The organism is Bacillus sp. TH13 (genome assembly GCF_016651175.1).
In the GTDB taxonomy this organism is placed as follows: Bacteria; Bacillota; Bacilli; order Bacillales; family Bacillaceae_G; genus Bacillus_A; species Bacillus_A thuringiensis_S.
On record NZ_JAEKEJ010000025.1, the window covers coordinates 1,787,707 to 1,811,124 of the forward strand.

Sequence of the window (23,418 nt, forward strand, 5' to 3'; positions counted from 1 at the left end):
TGGTACAGGCACATACATAAAGTGCAACTTTAATTAGTGGGAGTTTTACTGCCCGTTAATTCGAGATAAAAAAACCTTGCATAAGCAAGGTTCATTCATCCACCGACATCTTCCTATATAACTCTACAAACTCACTCGCTAATTCTTTCACCGTAATTGCATTCATTAAATGGTCTTGTGCGTGTACCATTAAAAGAGTAACTTCGGTCTTTTCACCACCAGCTTCTTTCTGGATAAGCTCCGTTTGTACACGGTGCGCCTCTTTTAATTCCTCTAGTGCTTCTTGTAATTTAGCTTCAGCTTCTGTAAACTCCCCACGCTTCGCACAATCAATTGCTTCCATTGAACAACTTCTCGCGTTTCCCCCATGCAAGATTAAATGAAAAGCTTTCGTCTCTATCGTATCCATTTTAGTTCTTTACTCCCCCTTTTCTTCCGCCAGTTTTTGTTTATCCCATATTTTTAAGAACGGTAAATAAATGAAGAATGCTAGCGCAAAGTTAACAAGTTGCAAAATAACACCTGAAATTTTCCCGCCCGATCCTAAATATCCACTAAAAAGAATAGGTGTCGTCCAAGGTACAGCGGCCCCACTCGGACGTGCGACCCATCCCCATTCCATTGCAAAGTAAGAAACAATTGTTAACACAACTGGAACTAATATAAATGGAATTAGTAACAGTGGATTCATTACAATCGGCATACCAAAAGTTACCATCTCATTAATATTAAATATACCAGGTGCAATTGACAATCTCCCTAAACTTTTTAATTGTTGACTTCGTGCAAATAGTAACATTCCGACAACTAGAGCAAGCGTTGCACCAGATCCGCCCATATAAACCCATAAATCAAAAAACTGTGCAGTAATCGTATTTGGTATATCTTGCCCTGCTTGGTAAGCAACTCGGTTTTGATCCATTAACGACAACCAAACCGGACTCATTACACCACCAACAATAGTAGCTCCATGAATTCCACATGACCAAAGAACATGAACGAGAATAACAGCTATTATTGCGCCCCAAAGACTAGCACCAAGTACACTAAGTGGTTCCTGTAAAATTTGCCCCACAATATTATGGATACTGCCAAAAGAAGTATTTTCTATAATTAAGCGTAAAATCCAAATAACCATTACAACAATAAATCCTGGAACAAGCGCGGCAAATGAACGTGTCACAGCTGGCGGAACTGTCTCTGGCATCTTTATAATTATCTTTTTTTGTACAATAAACCGATAAAGTTCAGTAGATATAAGTGCAATAATCATTGCTACAAATAACCCTTGGCTTCCCATTAATGCAGCTGGGATAGCACCTTCTACAAGTACACTCTCTTTTGTACTTGGTATAATATATGCAACTTGAAATGGCGTCGCAAGTAAAAACGTCACAAGCGACAATGCCCCGGATGCTAAAGCATCCACTTTATAATATTCTCCAAGCCTGTAAGCGATTCCAAAAACAGCTATTAAAGCCATTATATTAAAAGTTGCACTAACTGGATACCCCAAAGCCCTCTGCCAATTCTCCCCAAACAAACCTGCCATAAAATCATTATAACCTGGTATTGGTAAAGCGCTAATGATGAGGAAAAATGATCCTATAATTAAGAAAGGCATCGTCAATACAAGTCCATCACGAATTGCTAGCAAATGCCTCTGCTCTGCAACCTTTCCCGCTACTGGCATTACATATTTCTCTAAAAACCGTATCATCTATCCCACTCTCCTCATGGTTTCATTGACAAAGCTGCTTGTAAGATAGCTTCTCCATTACAAAGCCCGTAATGGACCGATTGAATGACATCAACAGGTACTCCCTTCTCCTTACATAACTCTTTCATTTTCGGTAATAAATAACGTACTTGTGGTCCAAGTAAAAGTACATCAGCTTCATCTATGTGACTATTTACTTCAGAACCTGATACTGCCCAAATCTTTACCTCTATCCCTCTTGCCTCTGCTGCTTTCTCCATTTTTGTAACAATCAAACTGGAAGACATTCCCGCTGCACAGCAAAGCAAAATATTCATTCCGCTTCCCTCCCCCTTTTTCCAAACCTAAGTTACGGCGCATCCTTTGCCACCACTAGGTTACAAATATATATGTCTAGATTTCCTGCTGTATGCCGAGCTTAAAAACAAAAATTTCTCGGTTTTCACGCTATTCCATCTATCATTATTCTCCTAGTAAAGAGGACTCTAACTCGCTATAATAATTCAGTATGATTTTTTTAATTGATAGGAGGATATATTTATGAAGGCATATCGCTTTCCGCTTATTTTATTATCTTCTATCCTAATTGGTGGTTTCATTGGTTATTTCATGGGTGCCGATGCCGTTGCTTTAAAGCCGCTTGGTGACATTTTCTTAAACTTAATGTTTACGATTGTTGTACCTTTAGTGTTCTTTAGCATCGCGTCATCTATTGCTAATATGGATGGATTAAAACGTTTCGGTAAAATTATGTCTAGTATGGCTGGAACTTTCTTATTTACAAGTATTTTAGCTGCTATTTTTATGATTATTGTCGTGAAAGTATTCCCGCCAGCACAAGGTGTTGTATTAGAACTAACGCAGCCCGATAAAGCTGAAAAAGCTGTTAGTGTTGCGGATCAAATTGTCGGTATTATAACAGTATCTGATTTCTCGAAGTTACTATCTCGTGAAAATATGTTAGCTCTTATTTTCTTCTCTATTTTAATGGGGGTTGCAACTTCAGCAGTTGGTGAAAAAGGAAAACCATTCGCTACATTCTTACAAGCTGGTGCAGAAATTTCAATGAAAGTTGTATCTTTCATTATGTACTACGCTCCAATCGGACTTGCTGCTTACTTCGCGGCATTAGTTGGTGAATTCGGACCACAACTTCTTGGAACTTATTTCCGAGCAGCAATGGTATACTATCCAGCGTCTCTAATTTACTTCTTTGTATTCTTCACGTTCTATGCATACCTTGCGGGTCGCAAGCAAGGTGTACAATTATTTTGGAAGAACATGGTCTCTCCTACAGTTACATCACTTGCAACTTGTAGTAGTGCCGCAAGTATTCCAGCGAACTTAGAAGCAACGAAGAAAATGGGTATTTCTTCAGACGTTCGTGAAACAGTTGTCCTTCTCGGATCTACTCTTCATAAAGACGGATCTGTTTTAGGTGGCGTATTAAAAATTGCTTTCTTATTCGGTATTTTCAACATGGAATTCGAAGGACCAAAAACATTAGCAATCGCGCTTGTTGTTTCTCTATTAGTAGGAACAGTAATGGGTGCTATTCCAGGCGGAGGTATGATTGGTGAAATGTTAATCGTTTCTCTATACGGCTTCCCGCCAGAAGCATTGCCAATTATCGCAGCAATTAGTACAATCATTGATCCACCTGCAACGATGTTAAACGTAACAGGAGATAACGCTTGTGCCGTAATGACAGCTCGCCTTGTAGAAGGTAAGAATTGGATCAAAAACAAATTTGCTTAATAGATAGAAAGAGGATGCTCTAAACGAGCATCCTCTTTCTATCGTTATTTATTGATTATTCGATAACACTTATTCCCTCTCGCCACAAATTTGTTACAATCTTCACAAATATTCCACATCCATTATCCATTCTCCGTACTATAATCATGTATGGAAAAGGAGATGGACCTAATGACTCAAAGCGCACCAGAATTTAAAGTTTTGCAAAGCATTGCATTTCTCGCTGTCGTTTTGCAAAGTTCCTTATTATATACAATGAATCAAGGAAATGTCTTACTTGAGCAATCCCTCATTATGGGTATGCTATTTAATCTTGCAAAATTCTCAGCACCCGCATTCATATTTATAGTTGGATTTCACTTAATTCGTCACTATACGAAGCAATTAGTATATAAAGAATATATTTCTGAAAAAGCGACACACTTACTCATTCCTTATTTCTTTTGGTCTATTCTTTACTTATTAACAACAAATGATCTTATTACATTACAAAGTGGAATAAAAAGTTTATTACTTGGAACAGCCGCGCCCCATCTTTGGTACGTTATTATGATGTTCCAAATTCACTTATTGTTCCCTTTACTATGCACACTTTTTTATTGGTTTCAAAAACGAACAGAAAATAAAAAAGACATATATAAATATATGACCTTTTTCGCTTGCCTATATTTTCTATTAATGTGGTTCTCTTCTCACTATATTTTTAATGGAGAAAAATTAACAAGTTCAACAATTTTACATTATACAGATCGATCATTTCTATTCTACTCATTCTATTTCGTTATGGGCGGCATTGCCGCTGTAGCACTAAAAACTTGGCGTCTATTCGTCATGAAACATATCCCGCTTATAACAATATTATTTTTCATCTTATTTTTATTCATCAATTATGAGTTGTTTAGTTTTTACGGAGCAAACTCTATTCATTTAACTGTTTCTACCTATTTAAAACCATCTATGTTTTTATATATCGTATGCGAAATTATCATACTGTATGTGTTATCTATTATGATAGTACAGCGTCGTGGTTTCTTATATAAAACGTTACGTTTCATTGGAAATTACACGTATGGTGCTTATTTAGCTCATTTATTCTTCTTGCAACTATGCACAAAACTTCTTTCCTTATTCACGCTGCAAGAAAACACAATATTGTATAGCTTATTATTATTTACAATAACGGCCACAATCTCGATTTCAGCAATGGTCATTTGCAGTACACTACCATTTCATACATGGATTACAGGGCCTTCCCCTACGACAAATATGAAATGGGCTAAGATTGTACTTCGGAAAAATCACAAAAAAGTATTCAAACCATATCTTTGATATAATAGAATTCCATACAAGAAAAGAAAGTAGGACACACCTATGATTAATCAAATTGGACAAATTATGTTATATGTAAATAATCAAGATGAAGCAGTACAATTTTGGACTGAGACAGTAGGATTCCAAATTATTGCGGAAGAAAATAACGGACAAGGCTTTCGCTGGATTGAAATTGCACCAACGAAAGAAGGAGGCACAAGCATCGTCCTTCACGATAAAGCGTTAATTGCGAAGATGCAACCTGAATTAAACTTAAATACACCTTCACTTATGTTCTTCTCTAATAACTTAGATCAACTGTATAAAGATCTTTCTGAGAAAAATGTCACAGTTGGACAGGTTGTAGATTTACCTACTGGTAGAGCATTCAACTTTGCTGATAATGAAAATAATTACTTTGCAGTAATGGAACGTAAATAAAAAAGAAGCTATCCGAAAAAATCGGATAGCTTCTTTCATTTTAAGAAACTTGTTCTGCATTCGTTTCTCTATGCTGTATATGGCTCGTGATCCAAGCAATTCCACCGGCAACAACGAGATAACATAACAATATTAAAATTTGCATTTGTAATTGCGACCAATCCCCTAAAGAAATAACATCTTGTAATCCTCTAAGAGAATGAGACATTGGGAGAAACTGTCCAATTTTGCTAAGAACAGCTATGTTTAATTCTCCTGGGAAAGTACCTCCGCTCGTCGCTAATTGCAGGACAAGAAGCGTTACCGCTAAGAACTTTCCAACAAGACCAAATACTGTGACTAACATAAGAATAAATGTCATGAACGTAAAGGAAATAACAATACTTGATAAAACAAAAAGTGGCACACTTGCAACTTCTAATCTCATAACTCCTAGCACAACTACATCTACGAGTAGCGCTTGAATGAGTCCAATTAAATATACCAATCCTAGTTTATTAATAAAATGTACCGTTCCGCTTACCTTCATATTTTGTCTGCGGCCAAGAGGTAAAATATTCGATGCCATAATTCCGCCAACATAAAATGCAAGTGATAAGAAATATGGTGCAATGCCTGAACCGTAGTTAGGAACGTCAGAAACTGTTGACTTCACTAACTGAACTGGCTCTGAGAACATCGTATTGCGTGCATCATCATTACGAACATCCGCTATCTTCTCTGCGCCCTCTCCTAATTTCGTAGAAAGTTCTTTCGCACCATCATCAAGTTTAACAAGTCCATTTGTTAATTTACTAGCACCGTTATTCAGCTCCGTTCCACCACTCGCAAGCTGATTTACACCTTCTTGCAATGATGTAAATCCATTTCCCCACTTCGTAAATCCATCAGCTAAATTCGATGCACCATCTGCTATCTTTTTCGTTCCAGAAGTAGCTTCATTTAACTTAACTCCGAATGTATTCATGCCTTCTTCAATCTTATGTTGACCCTCAGTAAGCTTCTTCGCACCTTGTGTCAATTGTTGTTGGCTATTATTTAAAGTACTTGTTGCTTTAGCTAGTCCATTAGACGTAGCAACAATTTTTTGAAAAGCGGGATCTTGCTGCACTTCTGGATGATTTTTCACGTACTCTTCTAATTGTTGTTTCATACTATTAGCCGCACCATCCGCTTTTACTTGGCCTTCAGCAAGCTTCTCACTTCCGCTCACCCATTCATTTGTACCAGCACTTAATTCACTAACTCCTGATTGTAACGTTTTTTCACCTTGTGCTAATAACTCCATACCACTATGAAGTGATGTCGCTCCTTGACTCAGCTCATTTGCTCCCCCCGTTAAGGCAGATTGGCTAGACGCAAGCTTGTCACTTCCTTCTTTCAATTTCGATGTCCCGTCACTTAAACCATGAATACCATCTGCAAGCTGACTTGCTCCATTTTTTGCATCGGTCGTTCCTTCATGTAACTTCCCAGCACCGTTACTTGCATCACTCAACCCTTGTGCCAAATCTTGAAACTTTGAAAAAACACCTTCTGTATATGATTTCGTAATACTATTCGAGATTTTTGTTTTCATATTTTCAACAGCTGTCGTTCCAATTTGAGCCGCTACAAAGTTTTTACCTGGATTTACTTTGTACTGCAATTGTGCCGGCTCTGGTTTCTCATTCATAAGTGTACTTACCTTTTTAGAGAAATCTTCCGGAATCGTAACAACCATATAATATTTATCTTCTTTTAACCCTTCATCAGCATTTTTTTCTGATACGAAATGAAAAGCCAATTCCTTATTCTCTTTTAAATTTTTAACAAAATCGTCTCCTGCATGAATTGTTTTTTCATCCATCGCAGCACCCTTATCTAAATTCACAACCGCAACAGGTAATTTATCTAATTTTCCGTACGGATCCCAATATCCAGCTAAAAAGAATCCTGAATAAATTAACGGAACGATTAATAAAAAAATTAAAGCGATACGTCCATGTTTATGGTGCCACATCGCTTTCCAATCTTTAAATATAAGTTTAATTCCCTTCATGAAACATACTCCTCTTCTAATTTAACACCCTTCGAATGGTTTAACAGATTTACTATACACGTCACTTTCCATACTGTATAATACATCTTTAATTATCAATTCATTCCTTTTGGTCTATAGAAAGGGGATTCGAAATGGAACTGCTCCAGTTAAAATACTTTCAGACAGTCGCACGACTAGAACATATGACAAAGGCAGCTGAAGAATTGCATATCGCACAACCTTCACTCAGCAAAACAATAGCTAGACTCGAAAAGGATTTAGGCGTCCCTTTATTTGATCGCCAAGGCCGACAGATTACTTTAAATTCTTTCGGAAAAGTATTTTTAAAACGAGTAGAACGTATTTTTCATGAATTAAGTGAAGGGGAACGAGAAATTAAAGATTTAGCCGAATTACAACAAGGCTCTATTACAATGGCCGTTTCTATTCCAAGAATATTACCAGAACTACTAGGTTCTTTTTTACTAGAACATCCTAATGTTCGATTCCAGCAATTTCTTGCGTCTACTCCTTCTATGAAACGACAACTGGAAAATATGGAAATTGACTTTTGTCTTTCCTCTGTACCAGTTGAAGGAGAAGAAATTGTTTGGGAACCACTTATTACAGAAGAAATTTTCTTAGTCGTTCCTTCAGGCCATCGGTTATCAAACCGCGAAAGTATCCACCTGCATGAAGTAAAAGACGAACCGTTTATTAGTATGAATACTGGCTATGGATTTCGGCACTTAACGGATGAATTTTGTAAAGAAGCTGGTTTCACTCCGCATATTGCTTTTGAAGTAGATGAACCGACCGTGATTAGCGACCTCATTAAGCAAGGTCTCGGCATCGCTTTTGTTCCAAGTTTAACTTTATTAAAAAACTCTACTTTAGCAGCAAACAAGTTGCGTATTATTGAACCCGCTTGTAAGCGAACCATCGGATTAAGTTGGTCAAAAAAACGATACTTATCAAAAACAGCTCAGCAATTCCGTGAATTCGTGATTGACTACTTTTCTAATATTAGGACGTAAAATTATATCAACAAATAAAAGGTGCCATCCTCATATGGTGGCACCTTTTATTGTTCACTCTTTTTTAATTCCATTTCAGCTAAAAGTGGTAGTACATTATCAAAAATATGCGTATTATTATTTTCACCTGTTACATATCCACCGTAATATCTACTAAATACGTTATCATTTCGGAATGTGGCCATATGATTATACAATTCTTTCGCAAACTTTTTATCACCTGTTTGTAGTACGTACAAAATCGTTAATCCGTATGCGGCTGGCGATTCATAATTCACAGTTTGTTTTCCCGTTTCTAAATTGTAACGACCGTATAGCTTTCCATCCTCCTGGAATTTCTTCTTTATAAATTCCAAATAAGCAGTTGATGAAAGACCACCTAAACTTCGATGATATGCAACGTATGATTGGTCAATAAGATTCACTTCTTTATCGTACGTAGATGTACCATCTTCTTTATACTCTTTCGGGAATGCCCAGCCATGCCTTGGATAATCCGCTAAAAATTGAACGACTTCCTGATATTGCTGAGCAGAAACTTTGCCGTACTTCTTCATATAGGAGAATGCACGCGGATTTACGTATGATGTTGTTACAAAATTATTTTGTTTCCCTGCATCTGTATCATAATAATCAACATAATAATTATCTTTTTTATTATAACGAAGTATAGCATCACTTAATTGATCGGCAAGGTTTTTATAACGCTCTTCCTTATACATTTCATAAGCACGATATAATTGTTCTATAATACGAAGATCATCTATAAGTGCATTTGCAGCTGACTGCCTCGCTCCCTTTTCAGAGAGTTTCCATAAAACGATGTGATTCTTATATACGAAATTATCTTGAATAACCTTTACTTGCTCATCAAATAACGCCTGGTCATCTTTATCAAGTGTATATTGTAACCATAATCCTGCCGATTCTGATAAAGCTTCACGTCCCTTTGCTTCACCCGTACCTGCCTTAGTATCTACTAAACGATACGTGGCAAGCGTTCCATTTTCATTCACCATATGTCTTAAAATAAAATTCTCTGTACGGTTTCCTTGTAAAGCTGACCAAAATACAATTCCACCTAAAGCGATTAAGAAGATAACTCCAATCCCTATATATAAACGTTTCCGCAATCTTTTCACCTCCCTAGTAAGGCTAACCTTAATTTTATCAGAACATACATAAATTTAAAAAAGACAATCTATTAGATTGTCTCCCCCATTTCTATCCCCCACAAACCTCTTTAGAAGGTTTATATAGCGATTGTACAAGTCGATCATATTCACGACGTGTAATCTCTTTATTATATAGCTTCAATAATAAATCTCTATGCTCTTTTGAAAATGCCATCTTTTTAATGACTTCAGGATACATAAAACACCCTCTCCATTTCACATAAACTTCTTTTTTTGAAAAACAGAACTTATGTTCGCATGAAAGATTATAAAAGATTCCTGTGCAAAAAACAAACAAAACATGAGCAACTATTTATTTCTTTCTATTCAAAATATTACAACATTATATTATCATATTCACTTTTTAAATACATATATATTTTTGGTAGTTTTTTTGAATAAATCTTCCAATTCAATCAGAAAATAATGGCAAAAAAGAAGAGGAGTTTACATATGGATACGGTAACATTAGCAAGAGCATTTTTTGGTTCTTCATTAGCATTCCACATTATCTTTGCAACACTTGGCGTTGGACTTTCATTAATGATTTTTATAAGCGAAATACTCTATCACTGGAAGAAAGACTCCGACTATGCCATTATGGCGAAAAGATGGACAAAGGCGTTTGCTATTCTTCTCGGTGTAGCAATTCCAACTGGAACAATAGTTGGTGTGCAAATCTCACTTCTTTGGCCTGGTTTCGCCAAAATTGTTGGGCAAGTTATTTCTGTTCCCTTCCAAATTGAGATTTTCGCCTTCTTTTTGGAGGCTTTATTCATGTCGATTTACGTATATGCAGCCGATAAACTTCCTCCATTTATGAGATTGATTTCGCTATTTTTCGTCATGCTTGGTGCCACGGCATCCGCCGTACTTATTACATCAGCAAATACATGGATGAATACACCAGCAGGCTTTTCAATGAATCCAGATGGATCTGTTTTTAACGTTGATCCGTGGAAAGCTTTCTTTAATCCGAGTTTTGGCACAAGTGCATTCCATGTCGTTATTACGGCTTATGCAACTGGTGCGGCTGTCATTGCTTCTATTGCTGGATTTAAGTTATTAAAGAAGAATTTAAGTGAACGTGAAGTAGCTTATCATAAAAAGGGGCTACTATTAGGGCTTGTCGTGACATTTATTACAGGCGCTACGATGTGGCTTTCAGGGCACGAATCGGCAATCGCCCTACATAAACACTCACCTGAAAAACTTGCATCTGCTGAAGCTTTATTTGAAACAACATCACACGCACCGCTATCCATTGGCGGGGTTGTGGATCCTAATACACTTGAACTAAACTATGCACTTGAAATTCCAAACATGCTTAGCTTATTAGTGGGACTAGACCCTAGCACTGTCGTAAAAGGTCTAAATGAATTCCCACAAGAAACATGGCCACCATTTTATACACATACACTGTTCAACTTAATGGTCGGCACTGCTGCGTTTACCTTTGCAGTTGCAGCAATTGCTCTCTTATATTGGTACTTCGTTTACCGAAAAAAAGGAACGGAACTGCCGAAGTGGCTACTTTGGGGGGCTGCCGCATGCGGACCAATTATGATGCTCGGTATTGAATTCGGATGGATTTTCAGTTGTAGCGGTCGTCAGCCATGGACAATTTATGGTATGCAACGTACAGTCGATGCTTCTACTCGCGCTGATTTCGTCGGTCCTTTATTTGTTTTATTTATCATTTTATATATTGGACTCGCTATTTTAACAGTCATTGTTCTACGGACATTCTTTAGAAGACATCCATTAAAGAATGATTTACAACACCAAGGAGGCGATTCTCGTGCATGAGGAAAGTATTGCAATCATCATCTTATGGGCCCTTATTTTCGTATACAGTATATTAGGGTCCATCGATTTTGGAGCTGGTTTTTGGGGCATGGTATACGCAAAACATCCAACGCTCGCTGCCAAACTTGCCAATCGGTACTTATCACCAACGTGGGAAGTAACAAATACGTTTCTCGTTTTCGTAGTTGTCGCATTTCTCGGCTTCTTCCCGAAAGCTGCCTTTACCCTTGCAACCGTTATGTTCGTACCAGTTATGTTAATTTTAGTACTCGTTGCAGTACGTAGTACATTTATGGTATTTGCTTACTCCTTGCCAAAATATCAGTACCTTCTTCGGGTTATTTCAGGTATTACTGGTCTCTTAATTCCAGCACTATTAATTACCGTTTTACCCGTTACAGAGGGAGCCTATATTACAATGTCTGAAGGAAAAGAAGTACTCCTGTATGGAAAACTTCTTTCTAGCCCCGTTATCTATTGTTATATGCTATTTGGACTAACGTCTGAACTATTTCTCTCCTCTCTCTTTCTTGCTGATTTTGCGAGAGAGCAAGGTTCAGAAGATGCATACAAACTTTATAGAAGGAATGCCATCATACTTGGCCCTGCAACACTTGTTACGGCGATTATCGCTCTCGTTGTAATGGATCCAGAAACGCACTGGCTTATGCAAGGATTAATAAAGCAATTCCCATGGTTTACCGTTTCTATCGTTTTATTCGTTATCGGGTACTCGTCCCTTTGGTGGACAAACAAGAAGTATAGCACACTAGGATTCCCTCGCATTGCTGTTTTAGCTGTCGTCGCTCAATATGCATTTGCAAGCTATGCTTACGGGGTCGCGCATTTACCGTATATTATTTATCCTGACGTAACTGTATTTACAAGCTTTACAACGAAAGAAACGTTCTATGCACTGCTCATTCTATACGCAATTGGAATCGCAATTTTACTACCTGGATTTATTTTCTTCTGGAATTTATTCTTGAAGGATCGCACTTTTTTGAAGGAAAAATAATATAGCCTTGGAGTCTGTTCCAAAGGGCATTTTGGGATAGACTCCTCTTGTTATGTTTTGTTGTTAAGTCGATATATTTTAAAAATCGCCGATATAAATCTCATTTCCTACCTTACTGCCCAATCAATTTATAGACTCCTATCACAATAGTTATTTCACTACTAGTGACACTTGTCCTTTAGCTTGAAAAACACATATTCGCTTCATCTCGTTATACGTCTAGTTCTTCTTATTTTTTGCTGAATATACTACCAATATAAACTTGAGACAAGCTACATCTGTTTAAGGGAAAATAGAAAGGTAGGCAAAATATGAGCATTGAAATATGGATTACTATTATTGTATTCTTCTTAACAATGATTGTTATCTTTTGGCGGCCTCGAGGTTTAAATGAGGCGTGGCCAGCAGCGGTCGGCGCTGGTATTATCCTCATTACAGGAATCGTATCAAAACCAGACGTCATAGATATTGTTAGTAAAATAGGAGGGGCCTCCATAACAATATTAGCGACCATAGTTATGGCAGTTATATTAGAAAGCTTCGGCTTCTTCCATTGGTCCGCAGCGAAACTGGCAAATCTAGCGAAAGGTTCTGGACGCCGTCTATACTGGTATATTCAATTATTATGTTTTCTTATGACTCTTTTATTTAATAATGACGGTAGTATTTTAATTACAACTCCCATTTTAATTCTCCTTCTAAAAAACCTTCAATTAAAACCACATCAACAAATTCCTTATTTATTAAGTGGTGCTTTAATCGCTACTGCGTCTAGTGCACCAATTGGTGTAAGTAATATTGTAAACTTAATTGCATTAAATATCGTTAATATGACTCTTTATATGCATACTGCTATGATGTTTGTACCTGCAACATTAGGCTTATTATTTATGTCATGGCTCATGTATACAGTTTTGAAGAAAAAACTTCCGAAAAAATTACCTGTTTCTTCATATGATATTGAAGAAATTTTCTTCACGAAAAACTTCCATCCACTAAAAGGAAATAATTCTGTTGATACGAAACAAAAACGGACAAGATTCATGTTAAAAGTATTAGGTTTTGTCTTCCTTATGCGCTGTCTTCTATTCGTTGCATCCTTCTTATCCATCCCAATTGAAATCGTTGCGGTACTTGGTTCACTCATTCTTCTCATTTGGAGATGGTACTACTTACGAACAAATCCTGTCGACATTTTGAAAAAGACACCGTGGCACATTTTAATTTTCGCCTTCTCTATGTACGTCATTATTTACGGACTCCACAACGCAGGATTAACAGCTGCACTTGTACAATGGCTCGAGCCAGTTGTGAATCAGCATCTACTCTATGCTAGCTTTGCGATGGGCGGACTTGTATCCATCCTCTCTAACGTCTTCAATAACCATCCTGCCCTTATGATTGGTACAATCACATTAACAGAAATGGGACTAGATCCAGTCACATTAAAAACAATCTATCTCGCAAACATCATTGGTAGTGACATCGGTTCACTATTACTACCAATTGGTACGCTAGCTTCACTCATTTGGATGTATATTCTGAAACAAAACAAAATTAAAGTAAAATGGAAAGACTATTTAAGTGTATCCCTTATCGTTATCCCGCTCACAACAGTCGTCACACTATTCCTCTTATTCTACTGGGTACACCTCTTCTTCGCCCTCTAAATAACAGAATCCCCATTTGCTACCGTCTTAGCAAATGGGGATTCTTCTATAATAAAGTTAGGTACTACAATGTGATCAATCAAGTAAAGAGGTGTAACATGTTATTGATATAAATGACTACCAGCTTCTTTAAATTCTTCTGCTTTCTCTTTCATTCCTTTTTCAATTGCTTCTGTCGTCTCTAAATCATTTTCTTTTGCATATTCCCGAATATCATGTGAAATTCTCATACTACAAAACTTCGGTCCACACATGGAACAGAAATGAGCTGTTTTCGCGCCTTCTGCTGGCAATGTTTCATCGTGATATTCCATCGCACGTTCAGGATCTAAAGATAAATTAAATTGATCGCGCCAACGGAATTCAAAGCGAGCTTTTGAAAGTGCATCATCACGCTGATGAGCCGTTTTGTGCCCTTTCGCCAGATCAGCCGCATGCGCTGCAATTTTGTACGTAATAACACCCGTGCGTACATCATCTTTATTCGGTAAACCTAAATGTTCTTTCGGCGTTACATAGCAAAGCATTGCCGTTCCAAACCAGCCAATCATCGCAGCTCCAATTGCGGATGTAATATGGTCATAACCTGGTGCAATATCTGTCGTTAGTGGCCCAAGCGTGTAAAACGGCGCGCCCTGACAAATATCAAGCTCTTTCTCCATATTCTCTTTAATTAAGTGCATCGGTACATGCCCAGGTCCTTCGATCATCACTTGCACATCATGTTTCCAAGCAATCTTCGTTAATTCACCAAGTGTTTCAAGTTCAGAAAACTGTGCTTCGTCATTTGCATCTGCAATAGACCCTGGACGTAATCCATCTCCAAGAGAGAACGAAACATCGTACTGCTTCATAATTTCACAAATCTCTTCAAAATGAGTATATAGGAAGTTTTCTTTATGATGGAATAAACACCACTGCGCCATAATCGAACCACCGCGTGAAACGATACCTGTCGTACGCTTTGCCGTGATTGGAATGTAACGAAGCAATACACCAGCGTGAATCGTAAAGTAATCAACGCCTTGCTCCGCTTGCTCAATTAACGTATCACGATACACTTCCCACGTTAAATCTTCTGCAATTCCATTTACTTTCTCCAGCGCTTGATAGATCGGTACAGTTCCAACTGGTACAGGCGCGTTACGAATAATCCACTCACGTGTCGTATGAATATCTTTACCTGTAGATAAATCCATAATCGTATCTGCACCCCAGCGCGTTGCCCACGTCATCTTCTCTACTTCTTCTGCGATAGAAGAAGATACAGCAGAGTTTCCGATATTTGCATTGACCTTCACATGGAAGTTACGTCCAATAATCATCGGTTCTGCTTCCGGATGGTTAATATTTGCTGGTAAAATAGCTCGACCTTCCGCAATTTCCTTACGAACAAACTCAGGCTCTACTCCTTCACGGATCGCAACATATTCCATCTCAGACGTAATAATGCCATTACGTGCATAGTGCATTTGCGTAACATTTGCACCTTGCTTCGCTCTAAGCGGTTTGCGACCCATTTGCGGGAAAACAGGTGTATGTTTCGAAGCTACCTTCACACCGTCATCCTCTGGTTTCACTTCGCGCCCTTCGTATGCTTCTACATCCCCGCGTTCTAGGATCCAAGAGTGGCGCGGCGCCTGCAACCCCTTTTCCAGCTCCACTTTATACGCAGGATCTGTATAAGGACCGCTCGTATCATATACACGAATTGGCGGATTCGGAATGCCGTTCGTTTCACTTTGTTCAATCTCACGCATCGGCACTTTCATACCCGCGCGTGGCCCATCCACATATACTTTCTTACTTCCCGGTAAACTCGATTTCAATTCAATTTGCTCAGATGAAACAGATTGTTTCATAACCTTTGTTGCCCCCCTGTACGTGACAAGGACGAGATATGGCCAGCGTATGCCAAAATAAAAAGAGCCAGGTCCATAAAAAAATAAGGACCTGGCTCATAAAGACATCATTATGTAAAGCCGTTAACTTCCCTACGCTGGTACGAGCCAGATCAGGTCCAAAGGGTTAAGAAGTTCACGCGCTTCTCTCTCAGCCTACGCATACGTTAGGCACCCCTAGTTTATCACTGATTTAATTTTCAATACTTTCTCATCATACACGATAATCTGAAAAATGCAAAGTTTATTTCTTTTGTTACTTATGGAATCATCCACGTTAAATAATATGCCTGTACATACGTCATAATACCAACAATAATTACGAAGAATAAACTATGCTTCACTGTAAAGCGGAATAAATCGGATTCTTTTCCAGCAAGTCCAACTGCTGCACAAGCAATTGCAATCGATTGCGGAGAAATCATTTTTCCTGTTACACCGCCCGTTGTATTTGCTGCAACGAGAAGTACTTCAGATACACCAACTTGCTGCGCTGTAATGGCTTGTAAATTCGAGAACAGTGCATTTGCTGACGTATCAGACCCTGTTAAGAATACGCCAATCCAGCCTAAGAATGGTGAGAAGAACGGGAATAGTCCGCCCGTTCCGGCTAATGCTAACGCTAACGTGGAAGATAGACCAGAATAGTTTGCGATAAATGCAAACCCTAGTACGAATCCGATAGATAGAATTGGCATTTTTAATTCGCTTAACGTTTCTTTAAATGTTACTACTGCATCTTTTACATTCATTTTCAAAATAAACATGGAAATGATACAAGCAATTAAAATCGCTGTTCCAGTTGCCGATAATACATCAAACTTCAGAATTGCCTCGTAAGGCGTTGGTTTATTTACAATTGGCTCTGCTTTCATTACTAGATTATGCAGAGCTGGAATTTCAAACTTAAATACAAGACTTTCTAAAGCCCCTCCTGGAGCAAATAATGCCTTAAAGAAACTTTGGCTCCAAATGACTACCATAACCGTTAATACGATAAATGGGGACCATGCCTTCACTACTTTTCCAAACGTTAATTTCGGCATCGATGCTGCTGTCGTTGTTGCCGCTACCTCATTATTTGCTTGCCCGGATTGATAAATTTCTTTCGGCTGCCAAACTTTTAAGAACAGTGCTAAACTCACTAAACTTACAAGTGCTGACGTAATATCCGGAAGTTCCGGCCCTAAAAATGTCGCTGTAATGAACTGCGTAATCGCAAATGAACTACCCGCTACAAGTAACGCAGGCCACGTTTGCCTTACCCCTTTAAATCCATCCATTAAAAATACGATAAAGAATGGAACAAATAATGATAAGAACGGTAATTGATGTCCAGCCATTTGTCCAATTTTATGTGGATCAATACCAGTTACTTGTCCAGCAACTGTAATCGGAATTCCCATCGCTCCGAACGCCACTGGTGCAGTATTTGCAATTAAACAAAGACCTGCTGCGTATAAAGGATTTAACCCAAGACCCGCAAGAAGCGCTGCTGTAATCGCTACTGGTGCCCCAAATCCTGCCGCTCCTTCTAAAAATGCTCCAAATGAAAATCCAATTAAAATAACGAGTAGACGATGATCGTTCGTAATCGATAATACCGATGCACGAATCACATCGAATTGACCTGTTTTTACAGAAATTTTATATAAAAATACCGACATAAGGATAATCCAAGCAATTGGCCATAACCCGTACAAAAAACCGTACCCGGTTGCTGCCATTGCCATCGTGAACGGCATTTTATAAGCGAATAACGCTACTAAAACTGTAAGTACAACTGTAATAAATCCTGCCACATACCCCTTCATGCGAAAAACCGCTAAAGCTAAGAAAAAAAAGATAATCGGAATAAGTGCTACTGCTGCTGAAATCCAAATATTACCGAACGGATCATAAACTTGTGTCCATGTGTTCATTGTCCTCTCCCCCTAAAGAATCCCCTTTTAAATAAATACAACCTTATCAATAGACTATCAGGTCATCATACCTTTAAGTCTAAAAATAAAAAAACGTTTAAGAAAACGTTTTCAACAACTTTCATTTATACTGTACCATAACAATTTCCATTAAAAAAGATTTTTTTGAAAATTTTATCATTTAACAAAAAAATCTTACAAAATCGTCATGTTCCTGTAATGTTCATCGATAGAAAGCTTGCAAAAATTATTGCATAATAATAGTATAACAACGGACATTATTTATGAGGTGATATATATGAATGGAAACAAAATATTAGCTGCTTTATCGTACTTTAGTGTACTATTTGCCCCTATCTTATTCCCTATTATCGTTTGGATTGTAGGAGACGCTGAAACAAAGCCACACGCAAAACGTGCTCTATGGACACACATCATTCCAAGTATCGCTGCATTTATCGGCTTAACCATTTTAGGAATTATGGGCATAGGATCTGACCAACCAGATGTAACACTTGGAATTGGAGCAATGATTGTCTTAGCTATTTGCGGAATCATCAGCTTATACTACTTCATCTGGAACATTGTAAAAGGAATTAAAGTACTGAAAGCTTAATTTTAAACAAACGTTTGTTTAAAAAAGGACCCTTGCAAATTGCAAGGGTCCTTTTCCAGATTAGTTCACTTTACCTTCTGCGTTTCTTCTTTTTTCTCATCATTTTCTTTCGGCGTGTATTCACCTTATCCGCTATAATGTGGAGCGTACTTGCCACAACAATTCCCATTAAGAACGTTACAATTTCAACCTCATGTTTCTTCGCAATTTCTATTAAATTACCATCCAGTGCGATTACATTTAATAGGAATAAAAATGGAGAAAAGACGATTAACATGTACGCAATACGAATCACATCACCAAGTATAATCGTATGCGTAAAGAAAGATCGATGTGGCATTACTTTCTTATAAGGATACCAAAATATACGTAAGAAACCCCATTTGTTATAAGCATTACTGTACGTATCTAAATCTGGTGTTAAAAATGAAGTACCTACTAAAAAACCAATTGCAAAAGTTAATAAAAAATCAAAATTTGTTAATCCATACGAAAAGAGCAAAAACAAAACAACCGGAAGGGATATTAAGTTTATTTTCGTATGCGTTCTTCCTGATGGCATAATGCACTTCCTCGCTTACGTTCGTCCTGTCACCTTATGACAGATTTCACCTATTGACCTAATTTCTGATCGATAAATGTTGTGTCTATATCCGAACCAAACCATTCTGCCAACTTCACTCGTGCCTTATCTTTCACATCTTCATTGACGTATAACGACACCTGTATTAGTGCGGCCGTTAACGCCCCTAAATCATCCGTATAGCCAATTCCAGCAACGAAATCTGGAATCGCATCAATCGGTGCAATAAAATAAGCAAGTGCTCCAATTACAATAATTTTCACTCGTTTTGGAACATCGGGTCTTTGCAAAACGTAAAACAGTAATAAACTTGCATAAATGACCGACTGCCCTGCTTGCTTTGCAACATGTTTTACTTTCTTCCAAAACGCTTCAACTGAAAATTTTTGTTTCATGTAAAAGCCTCCCTATTTTTAAAAAGAAATAAGCTACAATATGTTATCAGTAAAAGTTCATGGAAATTACACAAAACCTATCAATGAACTTTCATTGTAACAAACAAACCAAAAAAGAACAAGTGTTCGTTAATTTTTACACGATTTCCTTCATATAATAGATTTCTAGATAACCCTTATCCATCTTCGTTTCTTATTTCTCAACAAAGAAATTTTCACTTCCACTTAACATCCTGCTCTATCTTTGTTATATTTTCTAGTTGACGGACATATAAACGAATGTTAAAGTTTTCTCTGGTAGTGACAAACCTTATACAAAAAATGTAAAATGTTATAGTGTTTCTCAGAAATGAATTTTGTTGTATAATACAGAAATGACGTTATGCTTATGAGCAACAAAAGAAACCAAAAGGGTATGCATAGTTATAGTCGTATATGGGTGAATATAGAACCTTTAATTATGGCCAAGAAAACTATGTATTTTTTATTTTAGCATTTTTCGCTCCAAAATCGACCAAGCCTGATAGAGAAAGGGTGGAAATGAATGAAAGAAACCTTGAAATCGCAATTTCAAAATGTGCGTTTCACTGTATTCGTAGCTTTAGCCTTATGGCTGAAAACTTACATTATTACACGCACAAGCTTTGATTTAAAACTTGAATCTTTCATGCAAGAATTCATTTTATTCCTTAGCCCATTAGCAGCATCATTACTGCTTGTTGGTCTTGCATTATTTGCAAAAGGGAAAAAACGTAACTATATAGCACTTGGAATTAATTTTGTCTTAACAATCGTTCTTGTTGGTAACGTAATGTTCTACGGATTCTACAATGACTTCGTTACTTTACCAGTACTCGGACAAACATCTAACTTCGGAAGTTTAGGTTCTAGTGTGCAAGAATTATTTAACTACAAAATTATTCTTGCATTCGCAGACATTATCGTATTCTTCGTTCTATTGAAGAAAATGAAAAACTTTGCACCTACAGAGCGTGTAGCACGCCCGATGCGTTCTCTATACTTCGTATCAACAGTTGCTATTTTCTTCGCAAACTTAGGGCTTGCAGAAGCTGAACGCCCAGAACTATTAACACGTTCATTCGACCGCGTTATGCTTGTTAAAAACTTAGGATTATATGTACACCAAGTATACGATCTTGGCTTACAAGCGAAATCAAGTTCACAAAAAGCATTCGCTGACGGTAGTAAATTACAAGAAACAGAAAACTACGTGAAAACAACACAAAGTAAACCAGATCCAAATATGTTCGGTACTGCAAAAGGGAAAAACGTAATTGTTGTCTCTCTTGAGTCATTACAAACATTCTTAATTGGCGCAACAGTTAACGGACAAGAAGTTACACCGTTCTTAAACCAATTTACGAAAGAAAGTTATTACTTTGATAACTTCTTCCATCAAACTGGGCAAGGTAAAACATCTGATGCTGAATTCCTAGTAGATACTTCTTTATATCCACTAGACCGCGGTGCTGTATTCTTCACACACGGTAACAATGAATATACAGCAACTCCAGAAATTTTACGTCAGCAAGGGTATCACACGTCGGTTTTCCACGCAAACAACGCAACATTCTGGAACCGTAACATTATGTATCCAGCACTTGGTTATGATCGTTACTACAACGAGCTTGATTACAAGATTACGCCGGAAACAAAATTAAACTGGGGATTAAAAGATATCGAATACTTCGATCAATCTATTGATATGTTGAAAGAAGTGAAGCAACCATTCTATACTCGCTTCCTTACTTTAACGAATCATTACCCATTCACTTACGATGACAGTACAAAATTAATCGACGAATATAATTCTGGTGATGGAGTATTTGACCGTTACATGGTAACTGCTCGTTACTTAGACGAAGCAATGAAACACTTTATTGAGCGTCTAAAAGCAGAAGGTATTTACGACAACTCAGTAATCGTATTCTACGGTGACCACTACGGTATTTCTGAAAACCATAACCGTGCAATGGCACAGTTCTTAGGAAAAGAAGAAATCACTGCATTTGACCATATGAACTTACAAAAAACACCGATGTTTATTCACGTTCCAGGTCAAAAAGAAGGTAAAACAATTTCGAAACCAACTGGTGAAATTGACATTAAACCAACTATTCTAAACTTACTTGGTGTAGATTCTACAAATGACGTTCGATTCGGTCATGATGTATTCTCACCTGATAATAAAGGATTTGTTGTTCTTCGTGACGGTAGCTTCGTTACAGATAAATACATGTACACAAACAGTACATTCTATGACCGTGCTACTGGCGAAGTTGTACAATTACCGAAAGAAGAATCTCAACCACTAATTGATCGTGCCCAAAATGAATTGAACATGTCTGATAAAATCATTGAAGGTGACTTACTTCGCTTCTCTGAAAGTAATAAGATCAAAACTGGTGAAGTAAAAACAGCTATTAAAGAAGAAAAGAAGAGCGCTGAGTAATCTCAGCCTCTTTTTTTATTTTCTTCCATACAACTGCTTATATTCATTAACTTTAAAATTACAGAACCTTTACCAAATATTCACATAGGGTTAATGAAGAATCTCTATAATAAAATATGTAAACAAGGTTCTACATATTTCTTATCTCTCATCTTTCGTAAGATCCCTTAAAGAAATGTGTAAATCCTTTGTTTCTACTTTCTTATAATTGTCTTTCAACATGTTTTGTTTCCATACACAAAACATTCAACGAGACAATGTCCCTATGAAAGATAGCTACCCTCCTTGTGCAGCATTCCATAAGAATGTTGCTTTTTTTTATTTAAAAGCAGGATTCTCATTTCTTATTTTCGAATTTGTATATACAAAATGCTGTAAAGTGAAACTTTAATCAGCCCTCACCAATCGGGCAGTTATTCGCCCACTTCACTTCTTTGCTAACCAAATTTTCAAATGGGAGTTTTACTGCCCGTTAATGTGGGGGAAATCGTCCTTACTTCTCTATGATTTACAAATACATATACGGTCATATGTAGAGAATTGCTTACATAAAAATTACTATAATGACTTTTATGTAAGCATGAATGAAAGTTTCACTTTATTTACGTACTTACGAAAGGATGGGACGGAAATTGGCATACGAAAAATTTGTACTTTGGAATGATGAAGTTATTGATACAACAAAACAACAAACGTACATAGAACTTGAAGAAAGAGGTTCGCAGTTCGGAGATGGTGTCTACGAGGTTATTCGCCTATATAAAGGGAACTTTCACTTATTAGATCCGCACATAACAAGATTATATCGATCCATGGAAGAAGTAGAATTATCGCTCCCTTTCTCAAAAGCTGAACTCATCACTTTACTTTACAAATTAATTGAACGAAACCATTTCCACGAAGATGGCACAATTTATTTGCAAGTATCTCGCGGTGTACAAGCTCGCACACATGTATTTTCATATGACACCCCTCCGACAATTTATGCCTATATTACAAAAAAAGAAAGACCAGCATTATGGATTGAATATGGTATACGCGCTATATCAGAACCTGATACTCGATGGCTACGCTGTGACATTAAATCATTAAATTTATTACCAAACGTACTAGCTGCTACGAAAGCTGAACGTAAAGGCTGTAAAGAGGCACTTCTCGTAAGGAATGGTATCGTAACGGAAGGAAGCCATTCCAACTTCTTTTTAATTAAAAACAGAACTCTTTACACACATCCAGCCAATCACCTTATTCTAAATGGCATTATTCGTCAATATGTCCTTTCTTTAGCGAATACTCTTCACATTCCTGTACAGGAAGAACTTTTCAGCGTTCGTGACGTTTATCAAGCAGATGAATGCTTTTTTACAGGCACAACGATTGAAATTTTACCAATGACCCACCTTGATGGAACCGCGATTCAAGATGGGCAAGTTGGGCCTATCACCAAAAAACTGCAAAAATCTTTTAATCAAATCTTGTTACAATCCAATATGGCATCTTCTTAAACACGAATCATTTCTGTCCTTTCATATTCAATATATGCATTTAAATGGAAATCAAGGTGTA

Annotated in this window: 20 protein-coding genes and 1 riboswitch; of the genes, 10 read left to right on the forward strand and 10 right to left on the reverse strand. The window is 37.4% G+C overall.

All coding sequences use genetic code 11. The features are described 5' to 3' along the window. Positions 1-91 precede the first annotated feature (91 nt). From JFU02_RS17735 to JFU02_RS17745, 3 genes are read right to left on the reverse strand one after another with little or no spacing between them, the layout of a single operon-like run. Positions 92-409 carry a PTS sugar transporter subunit IIA gene (locus JFU02_RS17735; protein ID WP_000379645.1) on the reverse strand — a complete coding sequence of 106 codons (318 nt, stop codon included), beginning with the start codon at positions 407-409 and terminating at the stop codon, positions 92-94. Between the two features lie 9 nt (positions 410-418). Further along, positions 419-1,720, reverse strand: coding sequence for a PTS cellobiose transporter subunit IIC (gene celB, locus JFU02_RS17740; RefSeq protein WP_201071370.1), 1,302 nt, complete (start codon positions 1,718-1,720; stop codon positions 419-421). 14 nt (positions 1,721-1,734) lie between these two features. Next, positions 1,735-2,037: a PTS sugar transporter subunit IIB gene (locus JFU02_RS17745; protein ID WP_001023539.1), complete on the reverse strand. Its 303-nt coding sequence runs from the start codon at positions 2,035-2,037 to the stop codon at positions 1,735-1,737. A 223-nt stretch (positions 2,038-2,260) separates the two neighbouring features. On the opposite strand from JFU02_RS17745, the gene JFU02_RS17750 reads away from it, so the two are divergent. The 3 genes from JFU02_RS17750 (at position 2,261) to JFU02_RS17760 (ending at position 5,230) form a co-directional block, all read left to right on the forward strand. Continuing rightward, positions 2,261-3,478 carry a dicarboxylate/amino acid:cation symporter gene (locus tag JFU02_RS17750; protein ID WP_061667797.1) on the forward strand — a complete coding sequence of 406 codons (1,218 nt, stop codon included), beginning with the start codon at positions 2,261-2,263 and terminating at the stop codon, positions 3,476-3,478. A gap of 171 nt (positions 3,479-3,649) precedes the next feature. Further along, a complete protein-coding gene (locus JFU02_RS17755; protein WP_000194343.1) occupies positions 3,650-4,807 on the forward strand; it encodes an acyltransferase in 1,158 nt (385 codons plus the stop codon). 42 nt (positions 4,808-4,849) lie between these two features. Then, positions 4,850-5,230 carry a VOC family protein gene (locus tag JFU02_RS17760; RefSeq protein WP_046960095.1) on the forward strand — a complete coding sequence of 127 codons (381 nt, stop codon included), beginning with the start codon at positions 4,850-4,852 and terminating at the stop codon, positions 5,228-5,230. A 40-nt stretch (positions 5,231-5,270) separates the two neighbouring features. Here JFU02_RS17760 and JFU02_RS17765 read toward each other — a convergent pair whose 3' ends face one another. After that, positions 5,271-7,271 carry a YhgE/Pip domain-containing protein gene (locus JFU02_RS17765; RefSeq protein ID WP_061667799.1) on the reverse strand — a complete coding sequence of 667 codons (2,001 nt, stop codon included), beginning with the start codon at positions 7,269-7,271 and terminating at the stop codon, positions 5,271-5,273. Between the two features lie 134 nt (positions 7,272-7,405). Here JFU02_RS17765 and JFU02_RS17770 point away from each other — a divergent pair, with 134 nt between their 5' ends. Beyond that, positions 7,406-8,290, forward strand: coding sequence for a LysR family transcriptional regulator (locus tag JFU02_RS17770; protein ID WP_086407181.1), 885 nt, complete (start codon positions 7,406-7,408; stop codon positions 8,288-8,290). Positions 8,291-8,337: 47 nt separating this feature from the next. Here JFU02_RS17770 and JFU02_RS17775 read toward each other — a convergent pair whose 3' ends face one another. Both JFU02_RS17775 and JFU02_RS17780 read right to left on the reverse strand, forming a co-directional pair. Then, positions 8,338-9,423: a transcriptional regulator gene (locus JFU02_RS17775; protein WP_201071373.1), complete on the reverse strand. Its 1,086-nt coding sequence runs from the start codon at positions 9,421-9,423 to the stop codon at positions 8,338-8,340. Between the two features lie 91 nt (positions 9,424-9,514). Continuing rightward, the gene (locus tag JFU02_RS17780; RefSeq protein WP_000283180.1) at positions 9,515-9,664 is read right to left on the reverse strand and encodes a hypothetical protein; all 150 of its coding nucleotides are present in this window, start codon (positions 9,662-9,664) and stop codon (positions 9,515-9,517) included. A gap of 254 nt (positions 9,665-9,918) precedes the next feature. Between JFU02_RS17780 and cydA the strand changes: the two genes are divergently transcribed. From cydA to JFU02_RS17795, 3 genes are all read left to right on the forward strand, one after another. Continuing rightward, entirely contained in the window at positions 9,919-11,274 is a 1,356-nt protein-coding gene (gene cydA, locus JFU02_RS17785; protein WP_000381972.1) for a cytochrome ubiquinol oxidase subunit I, read from the forward strand. Beyond that, positions 11,267-12,292: a cytochrome d ubiquinol oxidase subunit II gene (locus JFU02_RS17790; RefSeq protein ID WP_000544184.1), complete on the forward strand. Its 1,026-nt coding sequence runs from the start codon at positions 11,267-11,269 to the stop codon at positions 12,290-12,292. Before cydA ends, JFU02_RS17790 begins: the two co-directional genes overlap by 8 nt. A 311-nt stretch (positions 12,293-12,603) precedes the next feature. After that, positions 12,604-13,962: an arsenic transporter gene (locus JFU02_RS17795; protein WP_000021147.1), complete on the forward strand. Its 1,359-nt coding sequence runs from the start codon at positions 12,604-12,606 to the stop codon at positions 13,960-13,962. 101 nt (positions 13,963-14,063) lie between these two features. On the opposite strand, the gene thiC is transcribed toward JFU02_RS17795, so the two are convergent. Further along, positions 14,064-15,824: a phosphomethylpyrimidine synthase ThiC gene (gene thiC, locus JFU02_RS17800; RefSeq protein ID WP_098317895.1), complete on the reverse strand. Its 1,761-nt coding sequence runs from the start codon at positions 15,822-15,824 to the stop codon at positions 14,064-14,066. Positions 15,825-15,936: 112 nt separating this feature from the next. Then, positions 15,937-16,052, reverse strand: a riboswitch (TPP riboswitch). Positions 16,053-16,123: 71 nt separating this feature from the next. Next, positions 16,124-17,785 carry an L-lactate permease gene (gene lldP / locus JFU02_RS17805; RefSeq protein ID WP_061667803.1) on the reverse strand — a complete coding sequence of 554 codons (1,662 nt, stop codon included), beginning with the start codon at positions 17,783-17,785 and terminating at the stop codon, positions 16,124-16,126. Positions 17,786-18,083: 298 nt separating this feature from the next. Between lldP and JFU02_RS17810 the strand changes: the two genes are divergently transcribed. Beyond that, positions 18,084-18,401: a magnetosome magnetite crystal formation protein family gene (locus JFU02_RS17810; RefSeq protein ID WP_201071376.1), complete on the forward strand. Its 318-nt coding sequence runs from the start codon at positions 18,084-18,086 to the stop codon at positions 18,399-18,401. 70 nt (positions 18,402-18,471) lie between these two features. Here JFU02_RS17810 and JFU02_RS17815 read toward each other — a convergent pair whose 3' ends face one another. Both JFU02_RS17815 and JFU02_RS17820 read right to left on the reverse strand, forming a co-directional pair. After that, complete coding sequence (locus tag JFU02_RS17815) at positions 18,472-18,963, reverse strand: metal-binding protein (protein WP_001139059.1); 492 nt, start codon at positions 18,961-18,963, stop codon at positions 18,472-18,474. 50 nt (positions 18,964-19,013) lie between these two features. Then, complete coding sequence (locus JFU02_RS17820; protein ID WP_000810377.1) at positions 19,014-19,379, reverse strand: YkvA family protein; 366 nt, start codon at positions 19,377-19,379, stop codon at positions 19,014-19,016. A 544-nt stretch (positions 19,380-19,923) separates the two neighbouring features. On the opposite strand from JFU02_RS17820, the gene JFU02_RS17825 reads away from it, so the two are divergent. Beyond that, entirely contained in the window at positions 19,924-21,852 is a 1,929-nt protein-coding gene (locus tag JFU02_RS17825; RefSeq protein WP_098317894.1) for an LTA synthase family protein, read from the forward strand. Between the two features lie 620 nt (positions 21,853-22,472). After that, on the forward strand, positions 22,473-23,357 hold the full coding sequence (locus JFU02_RS17830; protein WP_080546898.1) for a D-amino-acid transaminase: 885 nt from the start codon (positions 22,473-22,475) through the stop codon (positions 23,355-23,357). Positions 23,358-23,418 lie beyond the last annotated feature (61 nt).